Source organism: Pseudomonas sp. P179 (assembly GCF_000478485.2).
Classification (GTDB): domain Bacteria; phylum Pseudomonadota; class Gammaproteobacteria; order Pseudomonadales; family Pseudomonadaceae; genus Pseudomonas; species Pseudomonas aeruginosa.
Genome location: NZ_KI517354.1, coordinates 1,790,184 through 1,801,234 on the forward strand (window position 1 = coordinate 1,790,184; position 11,051 = coordinate 1,801,234).

Below are 11,051 nucleotides of genomic sequence, written 5' to 3' on the forward strand. Positions count from 1 at the left end.
TACAAATCAGAAGGTCTGGCCCAGGGAGAACTGGAAGACCTGGGTTTCCGCGTTGTCCGGCTTCTTGATCGGCGTCGCCAGGCTGAAGCTCAGCGGGCCCAGCGCGGTGATCCAGGTCAGGCCGACGCCCACGGAACTGGCGAGGTTGTCGGTCTTGATGCCGTCGCAGTTGGTGGTGGTCTTGGTCGGGCAGTCGGTATCGAAGGTGCTACCCACGTCCCAGAACAGCACGGTACGCAACTGGCGCTGGTCCTTGACGAACGGCAGCGGGAACAGCAGCTCGGCGCCGCCGGTGATCAGGATGTTACCACCGAAGGCTTCGGGATCCTGGTCCGGGTCGGTGTAGCGACCACGCTCATCAGGCCCAGGAATGATCTTCCCATCCTTGTAAGCCCTAGAGGGGGTACTACGAGGCCCCAGCGTGCTGTCCTTGAAGCCCCGCACCGAGTTGAAGCCGCCGGCGTAGTAGTTCTCGTAGAACGGCAGGCGCTCGGTGGATCCGTAGCCGTCGCCATAGCCCAGCTCGGTGTGGAAGCGCATGGTGTAGTTGTCGGTCAGCGGGGCGAAGACCTGGCCGCGGTAGTCGATCTTGTAGAACGACAGGTCGCTGCCCGGCAGGGTGGTTTCCAGGGTCAGGCTCTGCGAGTGACCACGGGTGGCCAGCACGCCCTTGTTCAGGGTCGATTCGGACCAGCCGATGGAAGCCTTGAAGTTGGTGAAGTTGTCGCCTTCCTTGTCGAGGAAGTCGTAGATCTCGTCCACGGTGTAGCGGCCGGTGTCGATCTGGTCGCGCTGCACGCTCAGGCCATAGGTCAGGCGCGAGGTCTCGCTGATCGGGTAGCCGATGCTCATGCCGGCGCCCAGGCTGTTCACCGAGTAGCTGGCGACGTCGACGTCGAGTTCGTCGTAGTCGGTCTTCCGGTAGAAGGCGTTGTAGCCGAGGCTGACGCCGTCGACGGTCCAGTAGGGGTCGACGAAGCCGAAGTTGTAGCGGGTCTGGTATTCGCTGCGGGTCAGGCCGATGCTGACCTTGTTGCCGGTACCCAGGAAGTTGTTCTGGCTGATCGAGCCGCCGAGGATCAGGCCGGCGCTCTGGGCGAAGCCGACGCTGGCGGTGATCGAGCCGGACGGTTGCTCTTCGACGCTGTAGTTGACGTCGACCTGGTCGTCGGTGCCGGGAACCGCCGGGGTCTCGACGTTGACTTCCTTGAAGTAGCCGAGGCGCTCCAGGCGGGCCTTGGACTGGTCGATCAGGTAGGTGGAGGCCCAGCCGCCTTCCATCTGGCGCATTTCGCGGCGCAGCACTTCGTCTTCGGTCTTGGTGTTGCCGCGGAAATTGATGCGGTTGACGTAGGCGCGCTTGCCCGGGTCGACGACGAAGGTCACCGAGACGGTCTTGTCGTCGTCATGGGCTTCCGGCACGCCGTTGACGTTGGCGAAGGTGTAGCCCTCGTTGCCCAGGCGACGGGTGATCAGGTCGGAGGTGGTGGTCATCACCTTGCGCGAGAACACCTGGCCCTTCTGTACCAGCAGCAGGCGCTTCACTTCCTCTTCCGGCACCTTCAGGTCGCCGGTCAGCTTCACGTCGCGGATGGTGTACTTCTCACCCTCGTTGATGTTGACGGTGATGTAGACGTGCTTCTTGTCCGGGGTGATGGATACCTGGGTGGAGGCGATATCCATGTTGATGTAGCCGCGGTCCAGGTAATAGGAGCGCAGGCGCTCGAGGTCGCCGGAGAGCTTTTCGCGGGCGTACTTGTCGTCGTTCTTGAAGAACGACAGCCAGTTGGTGGTCTTCAGTTCGAACAGGTCGGTCAGGTCTTCTTCGGAGAAGACGGTGTTGCCCACCACGTTGATGTGGGAAATCGCGGCGACCGTGCCTTCGTTGATGTTGATCTTCAGCGCGACGCGGTTGCGCGGCTGCGGGATCACTTCCGCGTTGATCTCGGCCGAGTAGCGGCCCTGGGCCACGTACTGGCGTTGCAGCTCGTTGCGCACGCCTTCGAGGGTGGCGCGCTGGAAGATCTCGCCCTCGGCCAGGCCGGACTGTTTCAGGCCCTTGAGCAGGTCTTCCTTGGAAATCGCCTTGTTGCCCTCGATCTCGATGCTGGAGATCGACGGGCGCTCGACTACAGTGACTACCAGCACGTTGCCATCACGGCCGAGCTGGATGTCCTGGAAGAAGCCGGTCTTGAACAGGGAGCGGGTGGCCTGGACCAGGGCCTGGTCGTCGATGGTCTCGCCGACGTTCAGCGGCAGGGCGGCGAACACGCTACCGGCGGACACGCGCTGCAGGCCATTGACCCGGATATCGGAAACAGTGAAGGACTCGGCGTGAACCTCGGCGATCATCAGCGCTGACAGCAGCGCGGGTAGCAGAAAGCGTTTCATGGAGTCCTTTTTTTCCAACTGACAAATAGAGAATCTGCCGCAAAGGGCGGCAGATTCGAATTCAACATGACTACAGACGACTCAGATCGTTGACCAGAGCGAGCAACATCACGCCAACGACCAGACTGATGCCGATCTGCATCCCCCAAGCCTGTACCCGTTCGGATAATGGGCGCCCGCGCACCCACTCAACCAGATAGAACAGCAGATGCCCGCCATCAAGGACAGGGATCGGCAGCAGGTTGAGAACCCCCAAGCTAATGCTCAGATAGGCCAGGAAATTGAGAAAATCCCCCACGCCAGACTGGGCTGAAGCGCCCGCCACTTTAGCAATGGTTATCGGCCCGCTCAAGTTTTTTACCGAGAGCTCGCCGAGCAACATTTTCTTTATGGAGTCGAGCGTTAGCAGGCTCATGGTCCAGGTTCGGGAAAGCGCCTGACCCACCGCCTCCAGCGGTCCGTAGCTCACTTCGCGGAGCATTTCCGCCGGCCATTCGGTACCGGCGACCCCCGCCCCCATGTAGCCGCTCCGGGCCTTGCCCTCGCCGCGCACCGCCAGCTCCAGGGCAACATCCAGCACTTCGCCGTCGCGCAGCACCTTGAGCTGGACGCGCTGCCCGGGACGGGCACGGACGCTGTCCACCACCTGCTGCCAGTCGTCGACGGCGATGCCATCGATGCTCTGCAAGCGGTCGCCGAGCTTCAGTCCGGCGGCCTGCGCCGGCCCCTTGGGGTCGAGTTCGGCCAGCACCGGCGGCAAGGCCGGCCGCCAGGGCCGGATGCCCAGCGAGGCGATGGGATCGGGATTGTCCTCGCCCTTCAGCCAGCCATCCAGACGCACCTGGTGGGTGGAATCGACATTCGAGCCTTTTTCCTGCACCCGCACTTCCAGCGTACCGCTCTCGCCGAGACGGCGAACCAGCTGCAGGTTGACCCCGTTCCAGCCGGTGACGGGCTCGCCATCCACCGCCAGCAGCTCCTGCCCGGCCTCCAGGCCGGCCTGGGCGGCCAGGCTCTCCGGCGCCACGGAACCGATGACCGGGCGTACCTGCTGGCTACCGAGCAGGGCGACGACCCAGAAGAACAGAATCGCCAGTAGGAAATTGGCGATGGGACCAGCCGCGACGATGGCGATCCGCTGACGGACCGTCTTGCGATTGAAGGACTGTTCGAGCAGATGGGCCGGTACTTCCGCCTCGCGCTCGTCGAGCATCTTGACGTAGCCGCCCAGCGGAATGGCCGCCACCACGAACTCGGTGCCGTGCCGGTCGTGCCAGCGCACCAGCGGCGTGCCGAAGCCGACGGAGAAGCGCAGGACCTTCACCCCGCAGCGTCGCGCGACCCAGAAGTGGCCGAATTCGTGGAACGTCACCAGCACACCCAGGGCTACCAGGGTGCCGACGATCATGTAAAGCGCACTCATCTCCTACCTCCAGGCCGTCCGAAGACTAGCCGGCGTGCCGGGTCAACCATTGCCCGGCGACCGAACGCGCGCGGCGATCGGCAGCCAGGACCTGATCGAGCGATTCGACTGCGGTCACCGCCTCGCGGTTCAGCACGTCCTCGATGATAACCGCGATGTCGCTGAAGCGGATGTGCCGCTCGAGAAATGCGGCCACGGCCACCTCGTTCGCGGCATTCAGCATGGCCGGGGCGCTGCCGCCGGTTTCCGCGGCCTGGCTCGCCAGGCGCAGGCAGGGGAAGCGCTGCTCGTCGGGGCGCTGGAAATCCAGGCGACCGACGGCGAACATATCCAGCGGCGAAACGCCGGAATCGATTCGCTCCGGCCAGGCCATGGCATAGGAAATCGGCGTGCGCATGTCCGGATTGCCGAGCTGGGCGATCACCGAACCGTCGACGTAGTCCACCATCGAGTGGATCACGCTCTGCGGGTGGATCACCACCTCGACCTGGCTCGGCTGGGCGTCGAACAGCCAGCACGCCTCGATCAGTTCGAGCCCCTTGTTCATCATGCTGGCGGAATCGACGGAAATCTTCCGCCCCATCGACCAGTTCGGGTGCGCACAAGCCTGCTCCGGCGTCACCGAAGCAAGCTGCTCCAGCGGCGTCTCACGGAACGGGCCGCCGGAGGCGGTCAAGAGGATCCGGCGCACGCCGACCCGCTCCAGGCCATCGGCATAATTGCGCGGCAGCGACTGGAAGATCGCGTTGTGCTCGCTGTCGATCGGCAGGAGCACCGCGCCGCTGCGCTTGACCGCCTGCATGAACAGCGCGCCGGACATCACCAGCGCCTCCTTGTTGGCCAGCAGTACGCGCTTGCCGGCCTCGACGGCCGCCAGGGTCGACGGCAGCCCGGCGGCGCCGACGATGGCCGCCATTACCATGTCCACTTCGGGCGCGCTGGCCACTTCGCACAACGCCTGCTCGCCGAACAGCACCCGGGTGCGGACACCCGCCGCGGCGAGCGAGCCCTGCAAGGCAATCGCCGCGGCCTGCTCCGGCACCACCGCATAGACGGGGCGGTGCCTGAGGCACAGCGCCTCGAGTTCGGCCAGGCGGCTGAAGCCAGTCAGGGCGAAGGCCTCGTAACGATCGGGATGACGCTGGACGACGTCCAGGGTGCTCAGGCCGATCGAGCCGGTCGCGCCGAGCACGCTGATCCGCTGCGGTCGACTCATGGCGCACCCCAGCCGGCGGCCCAGAGCAGGGCCGCGAACACCGGGATGGCTGCCGTCAGGCTGTCGATGCGATCCAGCACGCCACCGTGGCCGGGCAGCAGGTTGCTGCTGTCCTTGATTCCGGATTGGCGCTTGAACATGCTTTCGGTGAGGTCGCCGACGATCGAGACGAACACCACCAGCGCCGCGCCGAGCAGGGCCAGGAGCAGCGCGCCGAGGGACCAGCCGCGGTAGAGGCCGACCGCCAGGGTGATCGCCAGGCTGGCCGCCAGGCCGCCGTAAACGCCTTCCCAGCTCTTGCCGGGGCTGACCCGCGGCGCCAGCTTGCGCTTGCCGAAGGCCTTGCCGGAGAAGTAGGCGCCGATATCCGCGCCCCAGACCAGCACCATCACGGCGATGATCAGGCCATTGGCCAGCGGCCACTGCTTGAGCAGGACCAGCCCCTGCCAGGCCGGCAACAGGATCAGCAGGCCCATGCCCAGGCGGCGCCAGCGGCCGCCCCAGTAGCCGACGCTTTCCGGGTAGGTGAGCACCAGCACGGTGGCCAGCGTCCACCAGACCAGCGCCAGCAGCAGCACGGCTCCGGCAAGCTGCGGCAGATGGTAGAGAGCGACCATCAGCACGGCGACCGTCGCCGCGTAGGCAACGCGACCGAACTGTTGTTCATAGCCGGCCAGGCGCGCCCATTCCCAGGCCCCCAGGCTCACCACCGCGCCGATGAACAGGGCGAAGAACGCCCCTTCGAGAAGGAAAAAACCACCCAGCGCGATGGGCAAAAGCACCAGCGCCGTGATGATCCGTTGTTTCAGCATGACGGACGGGCCTCGGCCTCGACTTGCTCGCTGGTCTTGCCGAAGCGGCGCTGGCGCTTGGAGAAATCCGCCAGGGCAGCCCGCATCGCCGCGTGCTTGAAGTCGGGCCAGAACAGGTCGGAGAAATACAGCTCGGCGTAGGCCAGCTGCCAGAGAAGGAAATTGCTGATGCGATGCTCGCCACCGGTGCGGATGCACAGGTCGGGCAGCGGCTGGTCGCCGGTCACCAGGCAGCCCTGGAGCAGCTCGGCGGAGATATCGTCCGCCGCCAGGTGCCCGCCCTGGACCTCGCGCGCCAGGCGCTGTGCGGCCTGGACGATGTCCCACTGGCCGCCGTAGTTGGCGGCGACCTGGAGGAGGAAACGGGTATTGCCGGCAGTGGCGGCTTCCGCTTCGCGCATGGCCGCCTGCAACTCCGGATGGAAACGCGTGCGATCGCCGATGATGCGCAGGCGGATGCCGTTCTCGTCGAGCTTGCGCACCTCGCGGCGCAGGGCCACGAGAAACAGCTCCATCAGCGCGCTGACTTCGTCCGCCGGACGCTGCCAGTTCTCGCTGGAGAACGCGAACAGGGTGAGGACCTCGACCCCTGCCTCGGCGCAGACCTCGATCACCGCCCTGACGGCATCGACACCGGCCTTGTGGCCGGCAACGCCGGGCAGAAGACGCTTCTTCGCCCAGCGATTGTTACCGTCCATGATAATGGCCACGTGGCGTGGCACGCACACATCCTTCCGGGTCTTTTCCATGACGTCAGCCCGGCCTCAGACAGCCATGAGGTCCGCTTCTTTGGCTTCCAGTGCCTTCTCGATCTCACCGATGAACTTGTCGGTCAGCTTCTGCACGTCGTCGCCGGCGCGGCGCTCTTCGTCCTCGCTGATTTCCTTTTCCTTCTGCAGGTCCTTCAACTGGGCCAGCGCATCGCGACGGATGTTGCGCACGGAAACCCGCGCCTGCTCGGCCTCGGCACGCGCCTGCTTGGTGTAGCCCTTGCGGGTCTCCTCGGTCAGGGCCGGCATCGGTACGCGGATGGTGGTGCCGGCGGTGGCCGGGTTGAGCCCCAGGTCGGAGGTCATGATGGCCTTCTCGACCGCCTGGATCATGCTCTTGTCGAACACGGCCAGGGCCAGGGTACGGGAGTCTTCCACGGTGACGTTGGCGACCTGGCGCAGCGGCGTATCGGCCCCGTAATAGGAAACCATCACGCTATCCAGGATGCTCGGATGCGCGCGACCGGTACGAATCTTCGCGAAGGCATGGCCCAGCGCTTCCAGGGTCTTGCCCATGCGCTCCTGCGCTTCCTTCTTGATCTCGTTGATCATTCTCAACCCTCCTCGATCAGGGTGCCTTCGGCACCACCAACAACAATATTCAGCAATGCGCCCGGCTTGTTCATGTTGAACACCCGCAGCGGCATGTTCTGGTCACGGCACAGGCAGATGGCGGTCAGGTCCATCACGCCGAGCTTGCGGTCGAGCACTTCATCATAGGTCAGGCGCTCGAACTTCTCGGCATTCGGGTCCTTGAACGGGTCGGCAGTGTACACGCCATCGACCTTGGTAGCCTTAAGGACCACGTCGGCGTCGATCTCGATGGCGCGCAGGCAAGCCGCCGAGTCGGTGGTGAAGAACGGGTTGCCGGTACCGGCGGAGAAGATCACCACCTCGCCACCGCCGAGGTGGCGCATGGCCTTGCGGCGGTCGTAGTGGTCGGTCACACCGACCATGGAGATCGCCGACATCACCAGCGCGGGGATGTTCGAGCGCTCCAGCGCATCGCGCATCGCCAGGCCGTTCATCACGGTGGCCAGCATCCCCATGTGGTCGCCGGTCACCCGGTCCATGCCGGCCGCGGACAGGGCCGCGCCGCGGAACAGGTTGCCGCCGCCGATGACCAGGCCGACCTGCACGCCGATCCCGACCAACTGGCCGATTTCCAGCGCCATGCGGTCCAGCACCTTGGGATCAATGCCGAACTCCTCCGAGCCCATCAGGGCTTCGCCGCTCAACTTTAGAAGAATGCGTTTATAGCGAGGTTGACGAGCGCTCAGTTGCTGAGCCATGACCTTTTCTCCTGCGGCGATAAAAATACGTGACGGCCGGGCCGTCGTGGGCGGAGACGACTTTGCGCCTGCGTTGCGTGCAAGCCCGCCGAGCGGGCCGGCAACGCGGAAGCTGCCCCGAACGCTTCCCCATTTGACGAAGAGGCCGCACGCATCAGCGGGCAGCCTCTTCCGGGGCGACAGTCGAAACCGTCTTTGTTACTGCTTGGTGGCGGCTACTTGAGCGGCAACTTCGGCAGCGAAGTCCACTTCGGCCTTCTCGATGCCTTCACCCACTTCGTAACGAACGAAGGAAACGATTTCGGCGCCGGCCTGCTTGGCCAGGTCGCCGACCTTCACTTCCGGGTTCTTCACGAAAGGCTGCTCGACCAGGCTCGCTTCGGCGAGGAACTTGCTGATGCGGCCCTTGACCATGTTCTCGACGATGTTCTCCGGCTTGCCGGCGATCTTGTCGGCGTTCAGCGCCAGGAAGATTTCCTTCTCTTTCGCGATCGCTTCTTCGGAAACTTCCGAAGCGCTCAGGAACTGCGGGTTGCTGGCGGCGACATGCATGGCGATGTCCTTGGCCAGTTCCGGGTTGCCGCCTTTCAGGTTGACCACGACACCGATGCGGTGGCCGTGCAGGTAGGCGCCGACCACGTCGCCCTCGACGCGGGTCAGGCGGCGGATGTTGACGTTCTCGCCGGTCTTGGCGACCAGGGCCAGACGAGCTTCCTCACGTGCTTCGACCAGCGGAGCGGCGTCGGTCAGCTTCTCGTTGAAGGCCTTTTCCAGGCTCTCGGCGACGAAGCCCTTGAAGTCGTCCTGGAGGGCCAGGAAGTCGGTCTGGGAGTTGACTTCGATGATCACGGCGGCCTTGTTGTCGGCAGCGATCTTGACGGCGATCGAGCCTTCGGCGGCAATGTTGCCGGCCTTCTTGGCAGCCTTGATCGCACCGGCAGCGCGCATGTCGTCGATGGCCTTCTCGATGTCGCCGCCAGCGGCGGTCAGCGCCTTCTTGCACTCCATCATGCCCAAGCCGGTACGCTCGCGCAGTTCTTTAACCATGGCTGCAGTAATTTCTGCCATTTCGAAATCCTCTTGAGTGGTAGCTCTCAAAAAACCTTTGTGCCCGGCCTGCCGGACAGAAACTCAAAGGTGGCAAAAAGGGGGCCTAGCCCCCTTCCTGCGCACCGTCGGACGTCTGAACGTCCCGGAATCAGCCTTCGGCGGATTCGGCCGGCGCTTCCTCGACGAACTCGTCGGCGCTGGTGGCAGCGCCCTGCTTGCCGCGGATTACCGCTTCGGCCATCGAGTTCAGGTAGAGTTGCACGGCGCGGATGGCATCATCGTTACCGGGAATTACATAGTCGACGCCTTCCGGGCTGCTGTTGGTATCGACAACGCCGATGACCGGGATGCCCAGCTTGTTGGCTTCGGTGATGGCGATGCGCTCGTGGTCGACGTCGATCACGAACAGAGCGTCCGGCAGGCCGCCCATGTCCTTGATGCCGCCCAGGCTGCGCTCGAGCTTCTCGAGGTCACGGCTGCGCATCAGGGCTTCTTTCTTGGTCAGCTTGTCGAAGGTGCCGTCCTGGGACTGGGTTTCCAGGTCGCGCAGGCGCTTGATCGACTGACGGATGGTCTTGTAGTTGGTGAGCATGCCGCCCAGCCAGCGATGGTCGACGTACGGCATACCGCAACGAGCGGCTTCCTCGCGAACGATCTTGCCGGCGGAACGCTTGGTGCCGACGAACAGGATCTTGTTCTTGCCAGCGGCCAGGCGCTCAACGAAGGTCAGGGCCTCGTTGAACATCGGCAGGGTCTTTTCGAGGTTGATGATATGGATCTTGTTGCGCGCGCCGAAAATGAACTTGCCCATTTTCGGGTTCCAGTAACGGGTCTGGTGGCCGAAGTGCACACCGGCCTTCAGCATATCGCGCATGTTGACTTGGGACATGATAGTTCCTCGATAAGTCGGGTTAGGCCTCCACGCATCCCAATGACCAACCCTTGCGGGCACCCAGGCCATCGTGTCGATGCATGTGTGGGTTTGTGCTCCGAAAAAGGCCGCAGCCTCGGAGCGGGGCGCTTTATACCATAACCGTGGACGCAGTGAAACCCGCCGCGGATGGCCGGGCGGGAGTAGATCGGTCGGTCAGGTCTGCTAGAATCGCGTATTCCTTATTATTCATGCGTGCTTGCACGCCCGAAGAGAATTCGCATGACCGTCACCATCAAGACGCCCGACGATATCGAGAAGATGCGCATCGCCGGCCGCCTGGCCGCCGAAGTGCTGGAAATGATCGGCGAACACATCAAGCCCGGCGTGACCACCGAGGAGCTGGATCGCATCTGCCACGACTATATCGTCAACGAGCAGAAGGCGATTCCCGCCCCGCTGAACTACAAGGGCTTTCCCAAGTCGATCTGCACCTCGATCAACCATGTGGTCTGCCATGGCATCCCCAACGAGAAGCCGCTGAAGGAAGGCGACATCCTCAACGTCGACATCACCGTCATCAAGGACGGCTACCACGGCGACACCAGCAAGATGTTCCTGGTCGGCAAGACCCCGGAATGGGCCGACCGCCTCTGCCAGATCACCCAGGAATGCATGTACAAGGGCATTTCCGTGGTGCGTCCGGGCGCGCACCTGGGCGATATCGGCGAAATCATCCAGAAGCACGCGGAAAAGAACGGCTTCTCGGTGGTCCGCGAATACTGCGGCCATGGCATCGGCAAGGTGTTCCACGAGGAGCCGCAGGTCCTCCACTACGGTCGTGCGGGTACCGGCATCGAGCTGAAGGAAGGCATGATCTTCACCATCGAGCCGATGATCAACCAGGGCCGCCCGGAGACCCGCCTGCTCGGCGACGGCTGGACCGCGATCACCAAGGACCGCAAGCTGTCCGCGCAATGGGAGCACACCGTGCTGGTCACCGCCGATGGCTACGAGATCCTCACCCTGCGCAACGACGAAACCTTCCCGCGCACCTCGGCAGCCTGATCCGGCCCGGCTTTTGCTGCCAGCCGTGCGCCTCGACGCCCCGCCCCATTCCGGCGGGGCCGACGCCCCGATTCGGCGCAGCGCGCGCACCAATACAGCGCAAAAACGCACCAAGACGGGGCGCTCGCGTATCGAACCCAACCGCTAGCAGATAAAGG

The 11,051-nt window shown here is 64.0% G+C and carries 10 protein-coding genes; 1 reads left to right on the forward strand and 9 read right to left on the reverse strand.

All coding sequences use genetic code 11. From position 1 onward, the window contains the following. Window positions 1-6: 6 nt before the first annotated feature. The 9 genes from bamA to rpsB form a co-directional block, all read right to left on the reverse strand. Entirely contained in the window at window positions 7-2,391 is a 2,385-nt protein-coding gene (bamA, locus tag HMPREF1224_RS20890) for an outer membrane protein assembly factor BamA (RefSeq protein WP_003098590.1), read from the reverse strand. Between the two features lie 70 nt (window positions 2,392-2,461). Next, window positions 2,462-3,814 carry a sigma E protease regulator RseP gene (gene rseP, locus HMPREF1224_RS20895; RefSeq protein WP_003098594.1) on the reverse strand — a complete coding sequence of 451 codons (1,353 nt, stop codon included), beginning with the start codon at window positions 3,812-3,814 and terminating at the stop codon, window positions 2,462-2,464. Window positions 3,815-3,839: 25 nt separating this feature from the next. Further along, on the reverse strand, window positions 3,840-5,030 hold the full coding sequence (gene ispC / locus HMPREF1224_RS20900; protein WP_003158292.1) for a 1-deoxy-D-xylulose-5-phosphate reductoisomerase: 1,191 nt from the start codon (window positions 5,028-5,030) through the stop codon (window positions 3,840-3,842). Next, window positions 5,027-5,842, reverse strand: a complete 816-nt coding sequence (gene cdsA, locus HMPREF1224_RS20905) for a phosphatidate cytidylyltransferase (protein WP_003092388.1) — start codon at window positions 5,840-5,842, stop codon at window positions 5,027-5,029. The genes ispC and cdsA overlap by 4 nt, the downstream gene beginning before the upstream one ends. Beyond that, window positions 5,836-6,591 (reverse strand): polyprenyl diphosphate synthase, encoded by a 756-nt coding sequence (gene uppS, locus HMPREF1224_RS20910; RefSeq protein ID WP_003113863.1) that lies wholly within the window; start codon window positions 6,589-6,591, stop codon window positions 5,836-5,838. Before uppS ends, cdsA begins: the two co-directional genes overlap by 7 nt. A 15-nt stretch (window positions 6,592-6,606) precedes the next feature. Next, a complete protein-coding gene (gene frr / locus HMPREF1224_RS20915) occupies window positions 6,607-7,164 on the reverse strand; it encodes a ribosome recycling factor (protein WP_003092390.1) in 558 nt (185 codons plus the stop codon). A 2-nt stretch (window positions 7,165-7,166) separates the two neighbouring features. Continuing rightward, window positions 7,167-7,904: a UMP kinase gene (pyrH, locus tag HMPREF1224_RS20920; protein ID WP_003092391.1), complete on the reverse strand. Its 738-nt coding sequence runs from the start codon at window positions 7,902-7,904 to the stop codon at window positions 7,167-7,169. A gap of 198 nt (window positions 7,905-8,102) precedes the next feature. After that, the gene (tsf, locus tag HMPREF1224_RS20925; RefSeq protein ID WP_003092393.1) at window positions 8,103-8,972 is read right to left on the reverse strand and encodes a translation elongation factor Ts; all 870 of its coding nucleotides are present in this window, start codon (window positions 8,970-8,972) and stop codon (window positions 8,103-8,105) included. Between the two features lie 130 nt (window positions 8,973-9,102). Next, window positions 9,103-9,843: a 30S ribosomal protein S2 gene (gene rpsB, locus HMPREF1224_RS20930; RefSeq protein WP_003092394.1), complete on the reverse strand. Its 741-nt coding sequence runs from the start codon at window positions 9,841-9,843 to the stop codon at window positions 9,103-9,105. Between the two features lie 264 nt (window positions 9,844-10,107). On the opposite strand from rpsB, the gene map reads away from it, so the two are divergent. Beyond that, a complete protein-coding gene (map, locus tag HMPREF1224_RS20935) occupies window positions 10,108-10,893 on the forward strand; it encodes a type I methionyl aminopeptidase (protein ID WP_003092395.1) in 786 nt (261 codons plus the stop codon). Window positions 10,894-11,051 lie beyond the last annotated feature (158 nt).